We start from the raw sequence: 24680 nt of genomic DNA, 5'->3' as shown, positions 1-24680 counted from the left end.
CGGATTTTCCTTAAATTAGGAGATAATTTCGATGATTTCACGCATTTTTAGCGTTTCATCACTCATTTTAATTTTAACATATTTTTGGAAATCTGTAACTAGTTCCGGAGAAATTTTGCCATTTGCATATACTTTTGCGACAATTTCACCTTTTTTGACTGATTCTCCAACTTTCTTCTCAAAAACAATTCCTGTCTCATAATCAAGAGCATCTGTTTTGACTGCACGACCAGCACCTAATCTCATAGCGAAAAGACCGAACTCCATGGCTGGCAGTGCCTCAATAACACCATCTTCCTGAGCAGGAATTTCTACCACATGATCAACTGTTACAGGTCGATAAAGATCTTCTAAATCTCCACCTTGAGCGAGGATCATCGCTTCGAATTTCTTGAGTGCCTGACCATTTTCAAGATGCTGCCTTACTTCCTCGACTGTTTTTTCAACATTTGCCAGAGAAAGCATAATCTGGGCTAACTCACAGATAAAGTGACTAATATCCTCGCGTCCTTTACCCTGAAGAATTTCTAGTGCTTCTAGAATTTCCAAGCGATTCCCAATGGCACGTCCCAAAGGTTGACTCATATCCGTAATGACTGCTACTGTCTTGCGACCAACAGCTTTCCCGAGATTCACCATGGTTTGAGCCAGTTCACGCGCCTCGTCGACTGTTTTCATAAAGGCACCTTCACCGACAGTAACATCAAGCAAAATAGCATCCGCTCCAGCTGCAATCTTTTTACTCATGACAGAACTAGCAATCAGTGGAATAGTATCAACTGTTGCTGTCACATCACGTAGTGCATAGAGCAGCTTATCCGCTTTGACTAGTTGGTCAGATTGACCAATAACTGAAACCCCGATATCCTGAACCTGTTTGATAAAGTCATTTTGACTGCGTTCGACTTGAAAACCTTTGATAGATTCTAATTTATCGATTGTTCCACCAGTATGACCTAGACCTCTACCACTCATCTTGGCAACTGGTACATCAAAACTAGCGACTAATGGAGCTAAAATCAAGGTAACCTTATCTCCTACTCCCCCAGTGGAGTGTTTATCGACCTTGATACCTTCAATAGCAGATAAATCAAATTCCTGACCTGTCTTGACCATGTTCATAGTCAAATCGGAAATCTCTCTAGTGGTCATGCCTTTAAAATAAACAGCCATAGCAAAGGCTGACATCTGGTAATCAGGAACAGTTCCTGCAACATAGCCTTCAACCAACCATTGGATTTCATTGGAACTGAGTTCTTGTCCGTCTCTTTTTTTCTGGATTAGATCTACTGCTCTCATTCTTTCACACTTCTAAGGATATAATATCCCTTGTCTTTCTTCACGACCTCACAATTACCAAAGACTTCTTCCATCTTGTTTTTGGCACTAGGAGCTCCTTGTTTTTTCTGGATGACAATGGTCAAATCTCCACCGTCAACAAGATAATCAATACTTTTCTCGATGATTTCATGAACGACCTGCTTGCCTGCACGAATGGGCGGATTCGAAATGACATGATCGAATTGACCTTCTACCTGCTCATAAATATTGGACTGGAAGATAGTCGCTTGAACATTGTTTTTTACCGCATTTTGCTGGGCTAAATCCAGGGCACGATTATTGATATCCACCATGGTCGCTTGGGCACCATAAGCTTTAACCAAAGACAAGCCTATTGGACCGTAGCCACAACCAACATCAAGGATTTTTTCATCTTTTTCGACATCCAGACATCTTAACAACAGCTGACTTCCGAAATCAATCATTTTTTTGCTAAAGACACCAGCATCTGTCAAAAAGGTCATCTTTTGCCCAAGTAGCTCAACTCTAAGCTCATGAACATCATGGGCTGCATCTGGATTTTCTGCATAATACATTTTACTCATAGTTTCATTTTACCATAAAATTTAGATATTTTAAATCGTTTACACGGTCTATACCATCTAAGGCCCTAAGAAGAAATAACCTAGGAACATACTAATAAAAAATGAAAATAGACAAGCTAGACCAATCAATATCAGCCACCATTTTCTTGTTAAAATGGCGAGAATCAAATAAATAAAACCAATAATTGGTAGCAAGAATAACAAGACAAAGGCAGACCAACTATAGGTTTGACTTCCTAAACTCACAGTAAACTCAATCAATGTTGGAGACAACCACAAAATAGCAACAAGTAAACAACTTAGTTTTAGTATTTTATCACTTATTTCTAGTCTCATAACACCACCTCTTTTGATGTTTATTCTACCTCTATTCTAACAAAGAAAGCGCTTTTTCTCAAATGATTCAGATGTCTTTCTTTGTAAATTATGGTATACTGAGGTATCAAACGAGGAAATTTTATGACCAACGAATTTATACATTATGAAAAAATCAGTCGCGGAACTTGGCAATCTTTACATCGTAAAACTACACCTCCTTTAACCGAGGAGGAATTGGATTCGATTAAGAGTTTTAATGACCAGATTAGTCTCCAAGATGTAACAGATATTTACCTGCCGCTAGCTCATCTGATTCAAATCTACAAACGCTCCAAAGAAGACCTAGCCTTTTCAAAAGGGATTTTCCTCCAAAGGGAGAGTAAAAATCAGCCATTTATTATCGGAATTTCAGGTAGTGTCGCTGTTGGCAAATCAACTACTAGCCGACTCTTACAAATTTTGCTTTCCCGTATTTTTCCAGAAGCAAGTGTTGAATTAGTGACAACTGATGGCTTTCTGTATCCTAACAGTATCTTAAATGAGCGAAATATCCTAAACCGAAAAGGTTTCCCTGAGAGTTATGATATGGAAAGCTTGCTCGATTTCCTTGATCAACTTAAAAACGGTCAGGATGTAGATATCCCCGTTTATTCTCACGAAATCTACGATATCGTACCTGATAAAACACAAAGAGTTCAAGCAGCGGATTTTGTCATTGTAGAAGGTATCAACGTCTTTCAAACACCACATAACAGCCGTCTTTATATTACAGACTTCTTCGATTTTTCAATCTATGTAGATGCTGCAGTCGAGGATATCGAGAGCTGGTATTTGGACCGTTTCTTGAAACTCCTTAGCTTTGCACAAGATGATCCAAACAACTATTACTATCGTTTCACCCAGCAACCAATTAGTGAAGTCAAAGATTTTGCCCATCAGGTTTGGACAAGTATTAATTTGACCAATCTACAAAACTACATCGAACCAACCAGAAATCGGGCAGAAGTCATTCTTCATAAATCTAAAAATCATGAAATTGATGAAATTTATTTAAAAAAGTGATTTCCCCTTGTCAAAATAATAGTTTTCAGATATAATGGTATAGTTAGTAAATATGGAGGTAAGAACATTGGCAAACATTAAATCAGCTATCAAACGCGCTGAATTGAACGTTAAACAAAACGAAAAGAACTCAGCTCAAAAATCAGCTATGCGTACTGCTATCAAAGCTTTTGAAGCAAACCCATCTGAAGAACTTTACCGTGCTGCTAGCTCAGCCATCGATAAAGCAGAAACTAAAGGTTTGATCCACAAGAATAAAGCTAACCGTGATAAAGCACGTCTTGCAGCTAAACTCGGTTAATCTTTAACTGGATACAAAATGAGCTCTTCGGAGCTTTTTTTGTACACATTTTTCTGGAGGTTATCATGAAAATTGCTATTATAGGATATTCAGGCTCAGGTAAATCTACTCTGGCAGATAAACTTTCCAGCTACTACTCCATTCCTAAACTCCATATAGACCGATTGCAATTTCAGCCTGGGTGGCAAGATAGCGATCGCGATTGGATGTTAAAGGAGATGAAGACTTTCCTTTCTAAATATGAGGATTGGGTTATCGACGGCAACTATACATGGTGTAGCTACAAGGAAAGAATGGAGCAAGCCGATCAGATTATCTTTTTAAACTTCTCAGCATGGAATTGTTTAGCAAGAGCCTTTAAACGCTATCTAAGATACAGAGGAAAAGTTAGAGAAAGTATGGCAGAGGGTTGTCCTGAACGTTTTGACTGGGAGTTTATCCGCTGGATTCTTTGGGATGGTCGTACTTCTTCTCACAAAGACCATTATCAACAGATCTGTTCAGACTATGCTGACAAAGTAACCATAATCACTAATCAAAAAGAACTAGATAGCTTTCTTCATAAAAAAGAGAGAGTGTGACAGAAATCGGTAATTCGTTAGAATTCGATTTCGTCGTCCCACCTCCGCACCGTTGAGTAGGGCTGTAAAAGCTGATGAAATCAGCGTAGGAGAGCCCACTCAACCACTGCGTCTTGCTCGACAATCCAAAGACACTTGAGAGGCTAGGACTTTTGTCCCAGCCTCTTTTCTTATTCTGCAATTAAAGTCTCCAGACCAACCTTCATCATATCAGTGAAGGTATTTTGACGTTCTTCTGCTGTAGTGTCCTCATCTGGATTAACCAAACTGTCTGAAATGGTCATGATAGCAAGGGCATCGACGTGGTGTTGGGCAGCAAGATAGTAAAGAGCTGCTGCTTCCATTTCGACAGCCTTCACACCCCATTTACCAAGCTCGATATTCTTTTCACCATAGTTTGAATAGAAAACGTCTGATGACAAGACATTTCCGACGTGAGTAGTCATACCAAGGTCTTTGGCAATATGGTATGCCTTGTCTAGCAAGTCAAAACTTGCGATTTGTGGGAAATCGTATTGAGGCCAATCGTTGCGGATGATGTTTGAGTTGGTTGCAGCTGCTTGAGCCAAGACTAATTCACGGACGTGAACAGCCTCATTCAAAGATCCAGCCGTTCCCACACGGATCAATTTCTTTACTCCGTAGTCGACAATCAACTCGCGCGCATAAATAGAGATGGATGGCATTCCCATCCCAGTTCCCATAACAGATACACGGTGACCTTTGTAAGTACCTGTGTAACCAAACATGTTACGGACTTCGTTAAAGCAAACAGCATCTTCAAGAAAATTCTCAGCGATAAATTTCGCACGAAGAGGATCCCCAGGAAGGAGAATTTTATCAGCAATTTCACCCTGCTTAGCAGCAATATGGATAGACATAATATAAGATACCAAACCCGTCAAAAAGCGAAGGGAAAATAGGAGTTGGGCGCAGTGAGCGATGCTCGCTAGACCAACTATCTTTTTTCCACTGCTTTTAGGGTGGGTTCAATTCCTTTCTTTTTTTATTTTGATGATTTAGAGGAGAGTAACCCGTATTCAGTTCAACAAATACGGTTAACCCATCCTTTCTTTTTTGTTTAGAAAAGCTTTCCGCTCGTGTTCAAAGTTAGAACACACGCTCTACCTTTCTTTATTAAATGATATTGATTATAAATTTAAAATATATTTTGGATTAGAAAAACTAGAGTATTCTTATTAATTTTCTATTATCCTTGTCTTTGGTCGTAAGTATTTCTCCCAAGGGATTCGGTCCAGCATTTTAGCAAAACCAAATGCCAAGTAAGCAGTCACCAAAAGAAAAGGTATAGCCTCTAATGATTGACCAGTGAAACCCATTACCAATCCAGTTGCAGACAAGGGAGCCTTCAAGGTCACTGCTAAAAAGCAAACCGAACCTAATAGTAAGACTGCTGGCTGGTTGCCACTACCTAAAATCATGGTCAAGAGTGCAGCTCCTGCCATCCCCAAGGCAAAAGATGGGGTCAAGGTCCCACCATAGGCACCTGCCCAAAGGGTAACTAAAACGACCAAGGCTTTCAAGACAAACAAGAGGATTACCATCTTGGCATTACTGCCGTTTAAAATCTCCTGAGCCATCATACGCCCATTACCAAGTAGATGAGGCAAATGGCTAGCCAATCCAACAAGGAAAAGGAATGTTACCGGCAGAGTATAGAGTATCCGCTTGTCCTTTATTCTCTTTGAAGAAACTTGTTTGTTGAAGCGACTAAAAAGCCAAGCAAGTGGAGTCAGGAAAAGAACTAATAAGGGAACAAGCCACACATCACCTAGTGACCAAGTCAGAGCTGGAATCTGGTAGAGAGCATGATCTGAAACAACAAAGCCTGCTATAAAGGCTGATACATATGTGGTCAGACCGACCAAGAAAAAACGTTTTACAGATAAAGCAATTCCCAAGGTTTCAAAAACGAAAAATACACTCGTTAACGGAACCTGATAGACAGCTGCTAAACCCGCACCAGCTCCACAGGCAATGAGAAAGATTTGGTCCTTCACGGAGAGAGAAAAAATATTGGCAATAGGTCTTGCAAATAAAGCTCCAATCTCCCGCGGCGCAGCTTCCTTACCGATAGGCGCTCCTCCTCCAACTGCAACAATCTGCCAAATTGAATGAACTAACTGTTTTAAAAAATGAAGTTTGTATTGTGATGTTTCATCTTTCATCTGCGCTTTGATGGAAAAAATCTTTGCTTTTCTTTGCAAGAAATACCAGATCAAGGCAGAACTGACACCCACGATGATTAAACTGAAGCCTATTCGTGATGAGGCAACCCCATCTGTCAAGAACCCAGTGTTATGTTCTGTCTGACCAAAAGCAATCCCTTCAACCAGCTCTAAAAGATAATGGAGCAAAATTCCGAATATGCCTGAAACTAGTCCTAGCATGATGACCGCTAGAACTAATTTGAGGTTATATGGGATCTTCTGAAGACTCCTCCTCAACTCATGTACCATGATTATAATTCAGCAAGAATCGCTTTCAGCAATCCTTTGAAGTCGCCTTTGACACGCTCGGTCACTTCTACAACTTCTTCGTGGTTAAGTTCTTCTTGGAATCCTGCAGCATGGTTAGTGATACATGAAATACCGAGAACTTTCAAGCCTGAGTGAGCGGCCACAATAACTTCAGGAACAGTGGACATACCGACAGCATCTGCACCAAGAGTCTTATATGCACGGATTTCAGCTGGAGTTTCATAAGTTGGACCTGTCACACCGATATAAACCCCATCATCCAGTTTAATGCCCAATTTGTCTGCTACTTGATGAGCAGTCTCACGGTATTCTGGAGTGTAAGCTTTCGACATATCAGGGAAACGTGGACCAAAGTCATCCAAGTTTTCACCGATCAATGGGTTTTGACCAGTCATGTTGATGTGGTCAGTAATAGCCATCAAGGTACCAGGACCGAAGCCGATACCGCCAGCTGCATTGGTTACAATGACACCTTCGCAGCCCAAGACTTTCATAACACGGACAGGAAAAGTCACAACTTCAAGAGGATTTCCTTCGTAGAAGTGGAAACGACCTTGAAGAGCCAAGACTTTACGTCCAGCAAGATCACCATAAACCAATTTACCAGCATGTCCGACTACTGTGGATTGACCCCAGTTTGGAATGTCAGAGTAGTCTACTACGACTGCATTTTCGATTTCTTCAGCCAATTCTCCAAGACCTGAACCAAGAATCAAGCCGAACTCCGGCGCTTCAACTCCCTTTTCTTTCAAGAAAGCTGCTGTTTCATTGATTTTATTTAATAATGTCATTGTGTGTCTCCTTTATTAGTTTTTTAGCATTTGACCGATTTTGTCAAAAGTTTTAGCATTACGAATGGTGATTTGGCGGTAGAAAGGCATCTTGAGCAAGTACTTGTGATAGGCAGTTGCATAGTAGGATTCCTCAGAAAATTTCCCCCAGAAAATCCCAAGTCTCCCAAAATGAAGCACTTCATCGACCAGTTCCAAACTGTTCACTTTTTCGATGACTTGATCCACATCCAAGCCCTCAGTATAAAAGAGCACATCCATTCGAGCCATCTCATGATTCCACCAATCAGGAAGATTTCTAAGCTCCTTTTCATAGTCTTCAAGACTCAGCAAGGAAAAACTCTGAATAAATGGATAATGGATTTCAAAGAAAGCCTCTAACTTTTCAACCAATTGGGCTTTAGGAGCTATCGAAGTAAAGAAAATGTTGCCACTGTTGATGTAGGTTTCAACCTTTTCTAGTCCCAACTCTGTCAGTTCTTGACGAAGTTGCGCCATGACAACTTTATTTTTCCCACCTACATTAATGCCCCGAACAAGTAAAGCATATCGCGTCATCTTATACCAATTTATTTAAGAAACTTTCACCAATCATGGCAGTTTCAACGTCAAAGTTATCCGCAATTGTTGCTGAGATATCGGCGAAGTGTCCAACTGGAATTAATCCATTGCCTTTAAAGGATGGACTGTATGCCAAAAGTGGAATGTATTCACGCGTATGGTCAGTACCAGCGTAGGTTGGGTCATTTCCGTGGTCAGCAGTAATCAAAAGAAGATCGTCTTCTCTCATGGCTGCCATAATTTCAGGCAAGCGCTCATCAAACTCATGCAAACAATCACGGTAGCCGTGCGCATTGCGACGGTGTCCGTAAAGAGCATCAAAGTCTACCAAATTGGTAAATGAGAAGCCTTCTTGGAACTCAGGAAGTCCCATGGTCTTAATCAAGGTATCTATACCGTGGCTATTTGATTTGTTATGGCCCATATCGTGGTTGATACCAGCACCGTTGAAGATATCGTTAATCTTACCAACCGCATATGTATCGATACCTGCTTCATTCAATTTGTCCAAAACAGTTGGGGCAAATGGAGATACAGCCAAGTCACGACGGTTAGCCGTACGAGTGAAGTTTCCAGGCTCACCAACATAAGGACGAGCAATGATACGTCCTAGAAGAGCTGGACGCTCTAAAGTAATCGAACGAGCGTATTCACAGATGCGGTAGAGTTCATCCAAAGGAATGATGTCTTCGTGAGCTGCGATTTGAAGAACTGGGTCAGCTGATGTATAGATAATCAACTCGCCAGTTTCCATTTGGCGTGGTCCAAAGTCATCGATGACAGCTGTTCCAGAATATGGTTTGTTGGCTTCACGAATAACCTTACGTCCTGAAAATTCTTCGATTTTAGTAAGGATTTCCTCTGGGAATCCATTCCAGAAAGTATCAAACGGTTCAGTGATGTTGAGCCCCATGATTTCCCAGTGACCAGTCATGGTATCTTTCCCTAGAGATACCTCTTCGAGCTTAGTCGCATAACCTGTTGGATTGCTCTCAGCTGGAACTGTCTTCAATGGTGTTTCTCGAGGAATATTCCCAAGACCAAGTTTTGCCATATTTGGGACATTTAGACCTACTGATTTTGAAATGTGTCCAAGAGTGTCTGATGCGCCATCAGGTACCCCAGCATTGACAAAGTTATTAGCATCTGGTGCTGCACCGATTCCTACAGAATCTAGTACCACCAAGTGAATACGATTAAATTTTGGCATAGTATGTCTCCTTATATTTTATTTTTTTGTTGAAGTTAAAATCTGAACGCCCTCTTGTCCAGCAACGATGACCTTATCCACCATTTGGTTAAACAAGCCATGCTCGACAACGCCAACAATGTGGTCTAACTCCTGCCCAAGAGCAATAGGATCCTCGATGAGACCAAGATCAAGGTCAATGATAAAGTTCTGCATGTCTGTCACAAAACGTTGGTCATCCTTTTCGCGGAAGCTCGGTTGATACCCAGCTCGCTCAAATCGACGAAAGACCTGTTCTGCACCATACTGAACGACCTCTACAGGTAATTTAAAGGCACCAAGTTTCTCTACTAGCTTACTTTCATCAACTACCCAGATATATTCTTTAGATGGAGTTGCGACAACTTTCTCCATGAGAAGGGCACCACCACCACCTTTAATGCCATTAAACTGACTATCTACTTCATCAGCACCATCAACGGTTAAGTCTACAAAATCCACTTGATCAATTGACTTAAGAGGAATATTGAGTCCTTCTGCCTGCTTGCTGGTCACACTAGAAGTCGTTACAGCTGTAATCTGTAAGCCCTCTTCCTTGATACGACGACCTATTTCTTCTACGAAATAGTAGGCAGTTGAGCCTGTTCCAAGCCCGACAACCATACCATCTTTGACGAACTCGGCAGCTTTAATCCCTGCCATTTTTTTCAGATTTTCCACTTATACACCTCCAAATAGAGCTACTTCCATTATATCATGAATACGCTTCAAATTCATCCTTGCACTAGAAAAACCCGAACAATTTATGTCGGGTTTTGTGATGTTTACTTAACCATATCAGGGTCATAATCGTAAAAACCAGTATCCAAGAAACGATTTTTAGGATGGAGCTTGCGAACTTCTTCATCAAGCAAGAAGGCCTGGTCATGAGTAAAGTTCCCTTCTTGAATCAAATTGCGCGCTTGGATAAAGAGTTTTGCAATTTCTACAAAGTTTTGGCCTGGAGTGTAGAGACCTTCAAGCTTCCAATGAGTGAAACCATGTTCTACCAACTCAGTCAACTTGGTCATCAAATCAAGGTCATTGTTAGCAAAGATATGAGTTCCATGATTGTCTTCAAAAATAGAGTAATGGCTCTCTGGGTCACTTGGCTCAGCTAAGAACAAATCACGTTGACGAGATTTTTCATCATCAATCTGTGTGAAATTATAGTAGTTTTGCAAGAGTGGACGTTTCGAATGGTGGATGACACTAGCACCGTATACCAAGACCTCAGCAGGAATTTCTAAAATTTCAGGCATCTTGAAGAGTTCTGCAGATGGGATTTCACGCGCCAAAACTGCTTCTGACGCTCCTGCTTTTTGTCCCCAAAAGTTAATCTGACGACTGCTGGTTACCATGGTTGAGGCATCGTAAATCGTTTTGAAAGAATACTTATCACGGTTAACCACATAAAAGACACCTGCGTCCCCAACTGTGATATAGTCCGTTTTGATTTCTTCTAAAAAGTCCAAGAAGGGCTTGATACGGTCCATCATGTCTTGGTGCATAAGAGCATTGACCGCAACGATTAATTCCTTACCGGCATCATGAACAATTTTTGCGATTTCACGCAATTCTTCATGACTAAAGGTAGTTGGCAAACGAAGACCAAAATCTTTCTCACCAACATAAATACGGTCGACACCAGCTTCAAGTAGCTGTTTCACTTGTTCAATACTTTCAGCAGTTGCTGTAATGATAATCTTTTCCATAGACAAAATTATACCATATTTCCAAAAAATCAGCTAGATAGAAAAGTGAGTCTTGTTAGCCCAAATTTTCAAAAAAAGTGAACCGTATCAATAACAGTTCACTTTTTAGATTTATGCTTGTATCTTTTCAACAAGTCGTCCGTCATTCATCACATAAATACGGTCAACCTTATCTAGTAAGCGAGTATCATGCGTAATCATGACAACTCCCCTGCCTTGCTCATGGGCAATTGAAGCCAACATATCCGTCACTTGATAAGCGCGTTGCGTATCCAAGCTAGCTGTCGGCTCATCTGCAAGCACGATACTAGGATTATTATAAAGGGCTCTAGCAATTGCAGCTCGTTGGCGTTCACCACCAGAGAGAGCTTTGGGATAGTGATTTTGAACCTTTTCCAAATCCAACAAACTAAATAACTCTTGTCTATCACTTTTTTCTGATTTCTTTTTATCTAAACGGTCAATTAAATCTAATTGCTCCTTTACTGTTAAAAATGGAATCAAATTTGAAGCCTGGAGGATAAAACCAAATTCTCTGAAGCGCAAATCCGTTTTTTCTTTTTCAGATAAATGCCCAGTCTCTTTTCCCTTTACTAGAATCTTTCCACTTGAAGCTTCTTGAAGTTGGCCTAGAGTCGTTAAAAAGGTTGTTTTCCCTGACCCGGAAGGCCCCACAATCGCTACAAACTCCCCAGCGTTTAGCTGAAAGTTGGTCTCATGGAGAGCTGTAACTTTCATATTGCCTTCGCCATAAGTTTTTGTCACTTGAATCATCTCAATTAATGTCGTCATATCATTCTCCTTATCATTCTGCAATCGCTGTAATTGGATCCACTTTAAGTAAACGCGGAAGCGAAATGACGCCACCTAGTAGTGCCATCAAGCAAATGACCAGGCTTAAGACAAAGTATGCCAACCAATTAGGGTAGAAAAAGAAGGTCGCAGGTAAGACTAAAATGACAGCCCAAATGGCTAACAAAGCCAATCCTATACCCAAACCAGATAAAAGAAAGATTTGACAGAAAAGGGACCATACGATGGATTTTATCTGAATCCCTTGCGCTCGCATAATGCCATAGAGGCCTAATTTTTGAATGGTAATGATGTAGATAAAAATTCCTACAATCAGACCTGTAATGACAATCATAGCTAGAATCATTCCTGAGAATACATTGACCTGAGGGGTATAGCCAGGAATTTTCGAAATCATTTTTTGAATAGAAATCTGCTTCAAACCATCACCAGTCACTTCTACATCATTTTGCAATACCAATGCAGAGATCGAACGATTGCCTTTTGTTATTCCTTGTAAATCCCAATACGTTGTTAAACTTGTAAAGACAACAGGTTCCGTGAAAAATTTATTTTCTCTGGTCAAACCTACAATCTTAAAACTTGTCTCACTTCCGTTGAGTTGAATAGCATCCCCGAGTTTGATGCCGTAATTTTCAAAAGACTGATCCACTACCACTTCTTGGTCGTTTTCTGGGTAACGACCTTCAATCAGGGTTGGCGAAATAAAACTGTCCCACTCTTGACCAAAAATAGAGACATTCATCTTGTCATTACTATTAACAAGGTTTGTCACCGCAAACATGTAGCTTAGGGGAACAGCATCCTTAGACACTTTATCTTTGTAGTCTTTTTCTGGTATAAAGGATGCAGTCAAATTATCATTTGCATAATCGGATAGCACAACTCCTGTTGCTTGCCAATTATCAATAGCAGCCCTGTTATTTCGAACAAGCCCGAGAGCCAAACTGGTCATAAAAAAGACCATAAAAGCAATGAGAAAAATGGTAGTTAGAATTAAACTATAACGCAGTTTATTCTGTAAAATTTCTTTGATAGCAAGATACATGCCAGTCTCCTTTAAGTATTCTGTTGTCGAGGGAACAAATCTCCTCTTTACCATAGCACTAAAGACAGAAAACTATCTCGTCATGAAAAACTAGAATCAATTTAAAAGAATCCTGTCCTTACTTCAAAATTGAATTTATTTGCATCTGTGTATGATTTTTATTCGTTTTAACCATCAAATTTTCCTTGTATATAATATGAGAAAATGATAAAGTTTAAACGGTTTACTCATCCTATCATTTTCCCATCAGCATGTCAAGATTTCCGAAATTGGCCTTGATAACAGATTTTATGCAATTTGTAACAATCCTGTAATAATTCTCTCTTTAAAAAATGATAAAATAGTAATGTACTGTTAAGGAGAGAAATATGCCCGCAAGAAAACTACACCCGTATGAGTTAGAACAAGAAAGTATAAAAGCTGCTCAGTTTCAAGATTATGTCCCAGAAAATACTTCTGTTGCTAGTGTAAAGGAAGTCCTATTTTTTGTAAACATTGCTTGCTTCTGTGTCTTTTTAGCTATCTTTAGTTTTATGTTCTTATCGCTTAAATTGAACACTGTTTTATCATTTGCTTTGGCTATCGGCCTCAGTCTTGTAGCTTTACAATTTCAGCGCACTTTTATCAAGAAAAAATTCAAATAAAAACCTTCGATAAATCGAAGGTTTTTTTTATTTATTCTTTCGTTTTGATGGTGTTGTGATAGCTATCTTGACTTCAAAAATTGTTCCGTTAGGTTTGTTATCTTTCACACTGATAGAGCCTTTTAAGGCATCGACGATCTGCTTAGCTAAAGACAAGCCTAAACCGAAACCACCCTTTTGCCGTGTACGTGCCTTATCAACACGATAAAAACGATCAAAGATTTTCTTTTTATCGGCTACAGAAATACCGATCCCATTATCAGCTACCGTTAAATAGAGGCTTCGTTCTTTCGTTGAAATCTCAAAATATATATCTCCTTCTTCTTCTGTATACTTGACCGCATTGTCAAACAGAATGGTCATCAATTGCTTGAGGAGGAGTTTATCTGTGATAATGGTGCGATGAACACGATTTTGGAAACGAAAAACACGATTATTCTCGGACGCAATCATCTCATAGTTAGTAAAGGTTGTATTAAAGAAGTCTGGCTCTACCTCTCCAAACTCAGGCTTGATTCCATCATCTCTACGTGCCAGATTGAGAAGGTTAGTTGTTAGAAACTTCATATTTCGAACTTCTTCCAAACTAGAAGCGATACTCTCACTTGACTCCATAATAGTCGCCTCTGGTTTTCTAAAAAGAGTTTCCAGACGGTTCTGAAGAACTGCCAACGGAGTCCGTAATTCATGACTGGCATTTTCCACAAAGCTTTTTTGCTTTTGCATACTTTCAAGTAAGGGTTTAACACTGACACGTGCAAGATAAAGACTGGCTAAGATAGATAGAATCCAAAAACTTGCCATTACCACCACGATTAACTGCTCGTGGTTTTGACTAATTTGCTCTAGTTGGCTTGTGTTAATCAGGATAGCAGCATACTTAATATTAGTCGAAACAGAATCAATATTCATTTCCGTTAAGACCACCCGATAAATCTCATCCTGGCCGTAGCTATTCACAACATGAAGTTGTCGGATATGGTTTAAATCCTTTTTATTGAACGTTATTCTGTCTAATCCTAAAAAGCGATTACCAGTCACTAATTGATTCAAATTTGAATCTAGCAAAATCACTTCAGTATTGGAACTCACATTTGGTTTTTTATCAGATGCTGAAGCGACACTGCCACTACCTAAATCCTTAACGTCTTCAGTTGCACGATTGACGGCCAATTGAATGATGTCCTGAGGATTGTTGCTGAGAGATAGCAGTTTCTCATCCACTGATGTGTAGAGACTGGAGTGCATAACCTGCAAGATAATCAAGGTCATGGCAGAGAAAATTAGGGTGAACACACCAAAATTACGAATAAAGTAGCTAAAATCTTCTGCGTACCAATTCTTTTTTAATTTCTTAAACATGTTTTAAAATATACCCAACACTACGCAAAGTTTGGAGATTTTCAGCAAAGGTTGAACCTTTCAATTTCTTACGAACTTTTGATACATAAACTTCTACAACGGAAATGGTTGTGTCACTGTCAAATCCCCATAAACGGTCAAAGATTTGGGTTTTTGGTAAGATGACATTTTGGTTTTGGAGGAAATAGACCAAGAGTTCAAATTCTTTACCAAGCAGCTCAACAGAGGCATCTTGAACCTTAACTTCATTAGTAGATAGATTGACTGTCAAATCACCGTACGTTAAGGTATTTTCGTTAAATTTCCCTGATCGTTTGAGAAGGGCCTGAATACGCATCTTGAGTTCTTCTAGATAAAATGGTTTGGTTAGATAATCATCTGCTCCCAGCTCAAATCCATGTCCTTTGTCATCAAGACTTTCCTTGGCTGTCATGATGAGAACAGGAGTCGAAACACCTTTTTCACGTAGTTCTTTTAAGACTTGGAAACCATTTTTTTCTGGTAACATCAAGTCCAATAGAATCAAGTCATAGACGCCACTTTCAGCCTCGTAGAGACCTTCTTCGCCATCAAATACCTGCATAACATCTGCAAAATCATCCAAAAAATCAAAGACTGAATTTGACAGGCCTAGGTCATCTTCCACTAATAGAATTTTAATCATCAAAAATTCCTCCTTATTATATCCATTATAGCAAAAATATCTTAAAAAAAACTCAACTTTCCTTGTTTTTCTAAGAGAAAGTTGAGTTTTTATATACTATTTAGTCAAGAAGTTTTTAAGCCTTGCCATATTGTGCAACAACTGCTTCAACTGCTGCTTTCTCACGTTTAATCAATTCAACGCGTGCTGCGATATCCTTGATACCCATGCTGATATTACGGCTAAGGGCAAGATCAGAAAGTTGTGGTTCAAAGAAGGCCTTATACTCTGCCAAACGTTGTTCTGTTTTAAAGATATGTGATGGGAAGATGACAAAGCTGTCAAAGCTCATATCTCCACCAAGGGCTGCCTTGATCCAATCCCAGTTTTCACGAGCCCAAACCCAAACAGTTTCTTGGGTAGCTTGGTGTCCAAGGAATTGGAGGTACCATGCTGAAAGGTCTTGTGGTTTCACGACAAATTTGTCCTTCCAAGTTGCAAGAAGAGTTTGGATGTTTTCTGCATCTGTACTGTATGCAAGCGCAGCTGCTAATTGACGTTTGAAAACTGCATCCGTTGCATGAGTGTATAGATCCAGATAAGTCGCCACCAATTCCTTAGTTTCGTGATGTTTGATCTCATTGATAAGAACTTGAGAACGAATGGCTGCCGGAAGACCTGCAAGTTTTTCTTTATGGGCTGCAAAGATTTGACTTGCTGCCTGACTAGCTTCTTCATCATTTGAACGAATCATCATAGAAATGGTCAATTGACGAACCAATTCATCTTCATCAGATTCTCCCTCTTTCGCTTCAAAACCAAGTCTTTCATAGTTGTGACGGGCCAATTTAGCAACCAAAGTGTTAAAGGCTTTCTCAGCTTCTGTTCCTTCATCGATAAAGCGCTCAAGGGCAGAAACAACTTGAGAAACTGCAGCAACAACCAGGTAAGACTCTTCCTTAGCAAGTTTATCAAGCACTGGCAACAAGTCTGCATATGATACATGTCCTGCTTCAGCAAGCAAACGACGTTCTTGGACGATTTGAAGCTTACTTGTGTTATCAAGTTCAACTAATTCTGAAAGGATAGCATCCAGTAATTCACCTTGATAGTCAGTAATGTAGTGGGCAGTATTTTCAGTGTTGAGACGAAGAGCTGTTTTGTTTTCAGCAAGAAGAGCTGCATAACCAGGAATTTCGATGCTTTCAGTTTCGAGTGTATCTGGCAAACCTTTCCAGTTACTGTTAAGGGGTACTACCCAAAGACGATTCTTGTCTTCATGCTCACCGATGAAGAATTGTTTTTGTGAGATCTTCAAAACATCATTTTCAACTGTAGCAGTCAAAACTGGATAACCAGGTTGCTCCAACCAAGAATCCATAAAGGCTGCTACATCACGGCCTGATGCGTGACCAAGGGCATTCCAAAGGTCACGACCAATAGTGTTTCCGTATTGGTGTTTTTCAAAGTAAGCGTGCAAGCCTTTAGCAAAATCAGCATCTCCTAGCCAACGACGAAGCATGTGCATGAGACGGCTTCCTTTAGCATAAACGATAGCAGAGTCAAAGAGTGTATTGATTTCATCTGGGTGTTTGACTTCGACGTGAACAGACTGAACACCATCAGTCGCATCACGTTTAAGAGCGGCTGGCACTCCACTTGTTTGGAAATCTTCAAAGATATTCCAGCTTGGCTCAATCGCATCCACACAGACGTATTCCATCATGTTGGCGAAGCTTTCGTTGAGCCAAAGATCATCCCACCATTTCATAGTTACGAGGTTACCGAACCATTGGTGAGCAAGCTCGTGGGCAATAACGAGGGCTACTTGTTGACGGCTGGCAAAGGTAGAGTTCTCATCTACAACCAAGTAGACTTCACGGTAGGTTACGAGACCCCAGTTTTCCATAGCACCTGCTGAGAAGTCAGGAAGGGCGATGTGAAGAGATTGAGGGATTGGATACTTGACTCCGTAGTAGTCTTCGTAAAATTCAATAGAACGAACAGCGATATCTAGTGAGAAATCGAGGTTTGAAAGTGGATGTGCCTTAGTTGAGTATACACCTACCAAAGTACCATTTTTAGTTTTAGCAGTTACCCCTTGCAAATCACCAGCTACGAAAGCTAGCAAGTAAGAAGACATACGAGGTGTAGTTTCAAACTTCCAGATGCCAGTTTCTTTGCGGTTTTCAACATCGATTTCTGGCATGTTTGACAAGGCAAGTTCGCCTTCTGCTTGGTCAAAACGAAGAGCTAGGTCAAAGGTTGCTTTAGCTTCTGGCTCATCCACACATGGGAAGGCTTCGCGGGCAAAGTGGCTCTCAAACTGAGTCGACAAAACTTCCTTCTTAACTCCATCAACTGTGTAGTATGATGGATAGATTCCTGTCATGTTGTCTGTGATTTTACCTGAAAAAGCAATAACCAATTCAACTGAACCTGCTTCTGTAAGTTCGATATGAAGAGCTTCGTTTTCGTTATCAACTGTAAATGGACGAGCTTGTCCTGCTACTTCAACAGAAGCAATTTCCAAGTCTTTTTGGTGAAGGGAAATACGGTCACTTTTAGCTTGACCAGTAATGGTTACTTTCCCTGAAAAAGTCTTGGTCTCACGACTCAAGTCTAAAAATAAATCATAATGTTCAGGAACAAATTTTTCTATATAATGTTCTACTGCTTGCATCATATTCTCCTATTCTAAATTTATGAGCGAATGCTCTAGTTCAAACATACCTATTTTATCATATTTTTAGTCAGAAAAAAGCTTTGAACGTTCATTTATACAATTTTTGTCTTTTTAAACTCAAATAATAAGAAAACGGTTTTGCGAACGCCTAGAATTTCTATATTTTAAGCCTGTTTTGGGATTTTGTCAAAACAAGTCAAAAAACACCAAAAATTATAGGAAATTCGCGTCATTTTCGTTGACTAATACATACGTTAGTGCTAAAATTAGTGTGTTTGGTATATTAATACTTAATTTATGACAATTATTATGTCTTTTTTAATATATTGCACTTCTATTATTAGTTTTCTTCAGAATCGAATCCAATATTTAAAAAATTCATTAGTTATTTTTTAAATATTGGATTCACGTCCATGAAATAAACTAGCAGAAAATCCCTTTTACGTCTAATCGTTACTCTAAATATAAAGTAGTTGATAACATACGGAGTCTCAGAACTATTGCATTAATTTATTTTCAATGGAGCTGGAGTAAACTGCAATAAAGAAAGGATTTTTCGTCAGAATAGGACTGTCAATTTTATTAAATGATATAAATCAATATTTTGGGTGTTATTACCAAACAAGAAGATTTTATAGAAGAAAGGATTTGGGGAAATTGAAATCTCTATATAAAAAATTATTCGCGTTTGTTGCAATGTTCAGTATAGTTGCTCTTGGTTTTTCAATCATCAAGCCAGTTTCTGCAGCGACTGTTACACCGACAGTAACTAATTTAAAAGCTCAAGCAAATGGACAAAAAGTTACCTTCTCATTTGACTGGGATTTAACAGGTAAATCTGTTAAAGATGGGGACACTTTCACCATTGACGCTCCAGAAGGTGTCAATATCACAGAACTCGCAACGCAATCACTTCAAGCTAATGGTGCTGAAGTAGCGACTATTTCAATGACAAACAAAAAGATTACTTTTACATTCAAAAAAGCAATCGAGTCAATGAACGAAAACGTTAAAGGTGGATTCTCATACAAAGCAGAATGGGATAACACACCAGGAAATCCTGGTAACAAAACAGCTACTTCAAAAGTAGGTTCTGAATCAGTTGTCATCACACGTCCTGACGGTCCTGGCGTATTTGAATCTGTGTTGAACAAGTACAACCTTACTGGTGACTATGTAGCTAAACAATTCAAATTAGATGCATCTGAAAACTATGCATGGATGAATGTTGGAGATGACTACTATCTAACAAAATGGTTCATCCGTATCAACGGAGATGGTAAGAAACAAGCCCTCACTAACCCAGTTGTTAGTGACCGTATCCAAGCTCCATCTGTAGATTACTCAAAAATCACTTTTGCTCCTGCAGCTAATCATGCTGCAAGTGAATTCTTTGTGGGAACTTACTTGAAACCATCATTCACATTAAGAAAAGGTGGACAAGTGGTTGCTTCAGGATGGGACTTCTGGAAACATGTTAAATTCGATGCCGACGGTAATGGATTTACCGTTAATTTATCAGACGTCAGCGATGTTTTCAAAACAGCTACGGACGAAGAATTAATCATCGAATACCAAACATTAATTCCTAAGACTACCATTCGCGTAGATAACAACGCTACATTGAAATCTGACGAAATCACAACTCCTCAAGAAGATCCGGCTTTCTGGAACAACACTGAGTTGAAATTCTGGGTATCTGGTGACACAACTGTGACCGTTCAAAAAGAATGGGTTGGAGACGAAGAATCTGACCGTAAAGATATCACAGTTCAATTGTATGCTGACGGCCAAGCCTTGGAAGGGATGACACAAACTCTTACAAAAGCTTCTGATTGGAAAGCAGCATTCACTAATTTACCAGGTATCAAAGACGGTAAGAAGATTGAGTACTCAGTAGTGGAAACAAATACACCTGAAGGTTACACTTCTAAAGTTGAAAAAATTGATGATGCAAACGTGATTAAGGTCGTCAACACATCAAACAAACCAACTACAACAACCACTACAACTACTACTACAGAGTCTACGACTACATCTACTACAACAACTACTACAGAGTCTACAACTACATCTACTACAACTACAACTGAAGAGCCTAAGGGTTCAACTTCCACTACTACAACTACAACTGAAGAGCCTAAGGGTTCAACTTCCACTACTACAACTACAACTGAAGAGCCTAAGGGTTCAACTTCCACTACTACAACTACAACTGAAGAGCCTAAGGGTTCAACTTCCACTACTACAACTACAACTGAAGAGCCTAAGGCTTCAACTTCAACTACTACAACTACGACTGAAGAGCCTAAGGCTTCATCTTCAACTACTACAACTCCGACTGAAGAGCCTAAGACTTCATCTTCAACCACTACAACTACGACTCCAGAAGAGCCAACTAGTCAAAATAGTAGTGAAGAGTCAAACTCTACAACAACTCCAAATTCAGAAAAAACAACTCCTGAAGCTAATGGTTCAAAAACCACTACAACAACTGGAGACAAACCAGGACTTCCAAATACTGGTGAACGTAATAGCCTAATTGTTTCTGTTGCTGGTGTTGCAATGCTTATCGTAGCTGTAGGAACAGTTTTACATTATCGTAAAAAATAATCAACCAATGTAGAAGTGACTGAATAAGGATTCAAAAGACAAACATCTTTGAAATACTTTATCCACAACTTCACTTGATAGATTGAAAAAAGCGGACATGATTGTCCGCTTTTTGTTTGGCTATTTTATCATTTAAAGTCAGAAAAAAGTTTTGGATAGTGATTTCCAAAACTTTATTTCTTATAGCAGTCTACAGAGGGTAAACCTTGCGAAATTCTTCTAAAACAACCTTACTTTCGGGTGTGAAAGTCAGACCAGCTTCCTCCAGCCACTCCGTGAAAAACTCCTCATGAACCTGACGCCAGTAGGCTAAGGATTTATCGCCTTCACCTTCCTTGTAGGCATGGTCGGCTGAAACCTGATGGAAAGGCTGAACGGAAACCTTTGTAATTTCAATAATGCAGATAGCTTGATCCTTACTGTCTAAAATAACATCAAAGGTCCCTTCTTGGGGAAGGGGTTCGTCCTCTAGTGCGTAAAGGTCATAAGCTGAGGCGGTTGCCGTCTTTTCACCTTTTAAAACCAAGTCTGCCAAGAGATCAGCTTCCACCCCAAAAGCCCAGGCGTCTATCTCATCACCGATAAAGGGGTTGATTCGCTTATAGGCATTCCACATTTCTTGAGGTGTCATAGGTTGCTCCTTTGTATTTTTTTACTTTCTTCTTTTACACGTTTGAGATGGTCTGGATGGTCAATTTTTAAATCAAAAATCTCTGGAATAGAACTGTAGTGGATAATGCACTCAATCCCCATCTGATTCATTTTTTGTATGAAAGAAGCATTCAGATAGCCTGCTACAGCGAAATCTATCTTTTTCATCCTTGCTTTATCCTGCATATGTCTCAGCATTTCTAACATAATGGGACTTTCCATATCATGCCATTGACTGTTTCTTACAGTCGCAAAAATAAATGAAGTCAAATCATTCATTCCCACTACAATCTTTGAAATATCAGTTTCCAGTATCCTGTCCAAGTCAAAATAAGCTGACGGTAATTCAATCATTGTTCCAACTTTTCCAGTAAAACCATGCTGACGTAACAATGTAATAGCTCGTTTTAATTGGTCGGCATCATTAACAAAAGAAAAAATAACAGACAAATTGGGATTATTTTGATAAACATCTGTAACGACATTTGCCTCAGCCTGAAATTCATCTGGACACGCCAACAAACGCCTGATACCTCTGTATCCAAATAAGGGGTGGCGTTCGTCAAAATACTCTTTAGTCCCGTCTAGACTATTTGCTTCTGCATTTGTTAACTCTGAAAAGCGATACCAAACTTCTTCATCTGAGTACAAATGACAAATAGTGTCTAGATAATCTTTCACAAATTGCTGACAATTTGGTAATAGTATGTTTTGATTGAGCTCTCTTAGCAAGTATTCCCCACGAATCAAGCCGACGTGGTGCAATAAATGTGGATAAACTTTTTCATCAATTCTTTCGCCACTAAAAGCCAGTTGATTTTGCATGTTTTACCTTCCAATTCTTATAGCTTATCAGTTCTAATTCTGGAAATCCTCGTAACTCTGCCTTCACCTTCAATACTAAGGGTGAGGCATTTTCTTCGGTCAACTGCTCAATAGGGACCCAAATGGTATTTGCTGAATCATTGCTTCCGTCAAAAACTTCATGAGGTAGGAATTTTTGAGAGCCTTCGAAATCGAGTACGATATCATAAAAGGCCATAATATGGTGTACTGCGAAGTCTTGCCCTTCTTCATGAACCAGCACATCATAAATCCTAGGATTTGAATACTGACTAAGCATATAACCCGTCTCTTCCAGAACTTCTCTCTTGAGGGTTTCAGTCAGTCCCTCCCCTACTTCCTGGCTACCACCTGGTAGGTCAAAACGATGCTGATAGGGGCCTCTTGTTTTTTCAATACAGAGCAGTTTTCCCTCTTGAAGACAGACTCCGTATACCCCAAAGTGATTTTTGATTTCCATCAGATTCTCCTACTTCAAGCTCCAGCCACCATCAATAGTCAAGATTTGTCCTTGCATGGCGCTTGCCTTTCCACTTGCTAGGAGGAGGCTAACTTCTGCCACTTCCTCTGACTCAATCCAGCGTTTGATGGGTGTTTCACTGGCTACCCAGTCTGCCAGACCACCTGGTTCAAAGTCGGCAGCGGTCATACCTGTCTTAACTGCACCAGGAGCAATGCCAAAGACCTGAATCCCAGCTTCAGCATAGTCTAGAGCTAATTGCTTGGTAAAACCAGCCAAGGCGTGCTTAGACGAGGTATAGGCGTGTCCACCTCCGCCTGCTAGACTTGAGGCAATGGAACACATATTGATGATGATTCCTCGCTTATTTTCTAACATGTTCATCAAATAATAGCGGGTTAACTCCACAGGCGTTACATAGTTGATTTCAAAAATCTCTTGGATTTCTTGGGCGGATTGTTCTAGTAAAGGTTTGTAGTCATCCAAAACCCCAGCTGTATTGCAGAGAACATCTACCTGAGGACACCAGTCAAAAATTGGTTCCAAGTCAAGCGTTAAATCACGTTGTAAAAAGTGAAAGTCACCCTGTAATTCAGGATTTTCACCCTGATCCACTCCAAAAACCTGATAACCTTTTTCTAAAAAGAGTCGAGCTTGAGCCAGACCAATCCCTGAGCTAACGCCTGTCACCAAAACTCGTCTAGTCATGAACTTCCACCCAATCCGTCGCTAAGACATCACAAGGAGTTGGACTCCACATAGAAAAACCTTCTCCTTCACCAGATACGTTGATAAGGAAATAGGGTGTCACTTCAAGGGCGACGCCATTTTGCTCGATGGTGTCAAAAAGCTGCACATAGTTTTCAGCCCCACCCCAACCAGTACGCACATATTTCTTCTTAGACTTTAGTCCAGGTAAAATTTCTTCAAATGTCATGTTTCTCTCCTTAATTATCTATAAATCTTAATTTCATTATAACAAAAAACCGTTTTTCAACGGCTTTTTGACTGTGAGTTCTGAAATGCAAATTCCCCTTACGGCAAATCATTCCCTGCTGCGAGGTAAATCTCATACCATTCTTTTCGAGTTAGGTTGACATGACTTGCTTGGCTTGCCTCTATTAAATGCTTTGGATTGGTTGTTCCTACTACTGCCTGCATCTTAGCTGGGTAGCGTAACACCCAAGCGATAGCAATTGCTGATGGGCTTACACCGTATTTTAAGGCTAATCGATTTAGGACTTGGTTTAGTTGTTGGAACTTCTCATTACCGACAAAATTCCCTTTGAAATATCCGAACTGCAAGACTGACCAGGCCTGAATAACCATGTCATTTAATTTGCAGTATTCAAAGACGCTACCATCACGCAAAGCTGCCTTGTCACCTTCCATATTGACATGAAATCCTGCTTCAAATCCTGGCGTGAAAGCTGCGCTTAGTTGTAATTGATTGATAGATAAAGGTTGTTTGACCTCTTTCTTCAGTAATTCCATCATCATAGGATTTTGATTGGACACACCGAAGTCTCGAACTTTACCTGATTTGTGTAGAATTTCAAAGGCTTGAGCCACTTGATCAGCTTCCATCAAAGCATCTGGTCGATGGAGAAGCAAACTATCTAGATAATCAACCTGAAATCTTTTTAGAATCCCGTCTACTGATTCTAAAATATAATCTTTTGAAAAATCAAAATAGGTAAATTCTTCTATGCGAATGCCACACTTGGACTGGATCCACATCTTTTCTCGCAGGTCAGGACGATTGTTTAACACTTGACCCAGTAATTCTTCGCAACGACCTCCACCATAGATATCTGCCAAATCAAAGGCATTAATTCCTACAGATAGGGCTGTTTCAACCAACTCCTCAACCTCTTTAACTGACTTGTCACTGATTCGCATCATACCTAGGACGATTTCGGACAATTCTCTTTTCTCTTGACCAAATGGAATGTATTTCATGGCAATTTCCT

The 24680-nt window shown here is 39.8% G+C and carries 25 protein-coding genes and 1 pseudogene; 5 read left to right on the top strand and 21 right to left on the bottom strand.

Translation table 11 applies throughout. The annotated features are described in order from the left end of the window. Positions 1-15: 15 nt before the first annotated feature. From AB2B47_RS00730 to AB2B47_RS00720, 3 genes are read right to left on the bottom strand one after another with little or no spacing between them, the layout of a single operon-like run. Positions 16-1299 (bottom strand): pyrimidine-nucleoside phosphorylase, encoded by a 1284-nt coding sequence (locus AB2B47_RS00730; RefSeq protein ID WP_320693382.1) that lies wholly within the window; start codon positions 1297-1299, stop codon positions 16-18. Then, positions 1296-1886 (bottom strand): class I SAM-dependent methyltransferase, encoded by a 591-nt coding sequence (locus AB2B47_RS00725; RefSeq protein ID WP_152905313.1) that lies wholly within the window; start codon positions 1884-1886, stop codon positions 1296-1298. Before AB2B47_RS00725 ends, AB2B47_RS00730 begins: the two co-directional genes overlap by 4 nt. A gap of 57 nt (positions 1887-1943) precedes the next feature. Continuing rightward, positions 1944-2222, bottom strand: a complete 279-nt coding sequence (locus tag AB2B47_RS00720; protein WP_320693381.1) for a 1,4-dihydroxy-2-naphthoate prenyltransferase — start codon at positions 2220-2222, stop codon at positions 1944-1946. Between the two features lie 123 nt (positions 2223-2345). On the opposite strand from AB2B47_RS00720, the gene coaA reads away from it, so the two are divergent. From coaA to AB2B47_RS00705, 3 genes are all read left to right on the top strand, one after another. Then, complete coding sequence (coaA, locus tag AB2B47_RS00715) at positions 2346-3266, top strand: type I pantothenate kinase (RefSeq protein WP_006148720.1); 921 nt, start codon at positions 2346-2348, stop codon at positions 3264-3266. 52 nt (positions 3267-3318) lie between these two features. Beyond that, the gene (gene rpsT / locus AB2B47_RS00710) at positions 3319-3567 is read left to right on the top strand and encodes a 30S ribosomal protein S20 (RefSeq protein ID WP_029689886.1); all 249 of its coding nucleotides are present in this window, start codon (positions 3319-3321) and stop codon (positions 3565-3567) included. A gap of 65 nt (positions 3568-3632) precedes the next feature. After that, the gene (locus AB2B47_RS00705; RefSeq protein WP_006153219.1) at positions 3633-4148 is read left to right on the top strand and encodes a DNA topology modulation protein; all 516 of its coding nucleotides are present in this window, start codon (positions 3633-3635) and stop codon (positions 4146-4148) included. Positions 4149-4318: 170 nt separating this feature from the next. Here the strand turns inward: AB2B47_RS00705 and deoD are convergent, their stop codons facing one another. The 9 genes and pseudogenes from deoD to AB2B47_RS00660 form a co-directional block, all read right to left on the bottom strand. Beyond that, positions 4319-5029, bottom strand: coding sequence for a purine-nucleoside phosphorylase (gene deoD / locus AB2B47_RS00700; RefSeq protein ID WP_006153210.1), 711 nt, complete (start codon positions 5027-5029; stop codon positions 4319-4321). 318 nt (positions 5030-5347) lie between these two features. After that, positions 5348-6628: a chloride channel protein gene (locus AB2B47_RS00695; protein WP_320693380.1), complete on the bottom strand. Its 1281-nt coding sequence runs from the start codon at positions 6626-6628 to the stop codon at positions 5348-5350. A 2-nt stretch (positions 6629-6630) separates the two neighbouring features. Then, on the bottom strand, positions 6631-7440 hold the full coding sequence (locus AB2B47_RS00690) for a purine-nucleoside phosphorylase (RefSeq protein WP_320693379.1): 810 nt from the start codon (positions 7438-7440) through the stop codon (positions 6631-6633). After that, positions 7437-7998, bottom strand: a pseudogene (locus tag AB2B47_RS00685) (DUF1697 domain-containing protein). The gene AB2B47_RS00690 and the pseudogene AB2B47_RS00685 overlap by 4 nt, the downstream one beginning before the upstream one ends. 1 nt (position 7999) lies before the next feature. After that, the gene (locus tag AB2B47_RS00680) at positions 8000-9211 is read right to left on the bottom strand and encodes a phosphopentomutase (protein WP_320693378.1); all 1212 of its coding nucleotides are present in this window, start codon (positions 9209-9211) and stop codon (positions 8000-8002) included. Between the two features lie 18 nt (positions 9212-9229). Next, on the bottom strand, positions 9230-9910 hold the full coding sequence (gene rpiA / locus AB2B47_RS00675; protein WP_320693377.1) for a ribose-5-phosphate isomerase RpiA: 681 nt from the start codon (positions 9908-9910) through the stop codon (positions 9230-9232). 104 nt (positions 9911-10014) lie between these two features. Continuing rightward, positions 10015-10944 (bottom strand): peptidase U32 family protein, encoded by a 930-nt coding sequence (locus AB2B47_RS00670; RefSeq protein ID WP_320693376.1) that lies wholly within the window; start codon positions 10942-10944, stop codon positions 10015-10017. Between the two features lie 111 nt (positions 10945-11055). Then, positions 11056-11736, bottom strand: coding sequence for an ABC transporter ATP-binding protein (locus AB2B47_RS00665; protein WP_320693375.1), 681 nt, complete (start codon positions 11734-11736; stop codon positions 11056-11058). Positions 11737-11749: 13 nt separating this feature from the next. Continuing rightward, positions 11750-12805 carry an ABC transporter permease gene (locus AB2B47_RS00660; RefSeq protein WP_320693374.1) on the bottom strand — a complete coding sequence of 352 codons (1056 nt, stop codon included), beginning with the start codon at positions 12803-12805 and terminating at the stop codon, positions 11750-11752. A 368-nt stretch (positions 12806-13173) separates the two neighbouring features. Between AB2B47_RS00660 and AB2B47_RS00655 the strand changes: the two genes are divergently transcribed. Further along, positions 13174-13449: a DUF3270 family protein gene (locus tag AB2B47_RS00655; protein ID WP_006153244.1), complete on the top strand. Its 276-nt coding sequence runs from the start codon at positions 13174-13176 to the stop codon at positions 13447-13449. A gap of 27 nt (positions 13450-13476) precedes the next feature. Here the strand turns inward: AB2B47_RS00655 and AB2B47_RS00650 are convergent, their stop codons facing one another. From AB2B47_RS00650 to AB2B47_RS00640, 3 genes are all read right to left on the bottom strand, one after another. Then, complete coding sequence (locus AB2B47_RS00650; protein ID WP_006153196.1) at positions 13477-14811, bottom strand: sensor histidine kinase; 1335 nt, start codon at positions 14809-14811, stop codon at positions 13477-13479. Further along, positions 14804-15475 carry a response regulator transcription factor gene (locus AB2B47_RS00645; RefSeq protein ID WP_006153276.1) on the bottom strand — a complete coding sequence of 224 codons (672 nt, stop codon included), beginning with the start codon at positions 15473-15475 and terminating at the stop codon, positions 14804-14806. The genes AB2B47_RS00650 and AB2B47_RS00645 overlap by 8 nt, the downstream gene beginning before the upstream one ends. Positions 15476-15590: 115 nt before the next feature. Beyond that, a complete protein-coding gene (locus tag AB2B47_RS00640) occupies positions 15591-18137 on the bottom strand; it encodes a M1 family metallopeptidase (protein ID WP_006153324.1) in 2547 nt (848 codons plus the stop codon). A 699-nt stretch (positions 18138-18836) separates the two neighbouring features. On the opposite strand from AB2B47_RS00640, the gene AB2B47_RS00635 reads away from it, so the two are divergent. Next, complete coding sequence (locus AB2B47_RS00635; RefSeq protein WP_320693373.1) at positions 18837-20753, top strand: Cna B-type domain-containing protein; 1917 nt, start codon at positions 18837-18839, stop codon at positions 20751-20753. 190 nt (positions 20754-20943) lie between these two features. Here AB2B47_RS00635 and AB2B47_RS00630 read toward each other — a convergent pair whose 3' ends face one another. From AB2B47_RS00630 to AB2B47_RS00605, 6 genes are all read right to left on the bottom strand, one after another. Next, positions 20944-21384 (bottom strand): ASCH domain-containing protein, encoded by a 441-nt coding sequence (locus tag AB2B47_RS00630; RefSeq protein ID WP_006153321.1) that lies wholly within the window; start codon positions 21382-21384, stop codon positions 20944-20946. After that, on the bottom strand, positions 21381-22229 hold the full coding sequence (locus AB2B47_RS00625; protein WP_320693372.1) for a putative PEP-binding protein: 849 nt from the start codon (positions 22227-22229) through the stop codon (positions 21381-21383). The genes AB2B47_RS00630 and AB2B47_RS00625 overlap by 4 nt, the downstream gene beginning before the upstream one ends. Further along, the gene (locus tag AB2B47_RS00620; protein ID WP_006153295.1) at positions 22207-22707 is read right to left on the bottom strand and encodes an NUDIX hydrolase; all 501 of its coding nucleotides are present in this window, start codon (positions 22705-22707) and stop codon (positions 22207-22209) included. The genes AB2B47_RS00625 and AB2B47_RS00620 overlap by 23 nt, the downstream gene beginning before the upstream one ends. Positions 22708-22716: 9 nt before the next feature. Then, positions 22717-23415, bottom strand: coding sequence for a 3-oxoacyl-ACP reductase (locus AB2B47_RS00615; RefSeq protein ID WP_006153270.1), 699 nt, complete (start codon positions 23413-23415; stop codon positions 22717-22719). After that, positions 23408-23644 carry a DUF2829 domain-containing protein gene (locus tag AB2B47_RS00610; RefSeq protein WP_006153235.1) on the bottom strand — a complete coding sequence of 79 codons (237 nt, stop codon included), beginning with the start codon at positions 23642-23644 and terminating at the stop codon, positions 23408-23410. The genes AB2B47_RS00615 and AB2B47_RS00610 overlap by 8 nt, the downstream gene beginning before the upstream one ends. 98 nt (positions 23645-23742) lie before the next feature. After that, on the bottom strand, positions 23743-24669 hold the full coding sequence (locus tag AB2B47_RS00605) for an aldo/keto reductase (protein ID WP_006153274.1): 927 nt from the start codon (positions 24667-24669) through the stop codon (positions 23743-23745). Positions 24670-24680 lie beyond the last annotated feature (11 nt).

It is taken from the genome of Streptococcus wuxiensis, assembly GCF_040888245.1.
GTDB lineage: Bacteria > Bacillota > Bacilli > Lactobacillales > Streptococcaceae > Streptococcus > Streptococcus wuxiensis.
This window is presented reverse-complemented; position numbering and strand designations above follow the sequence as displayed.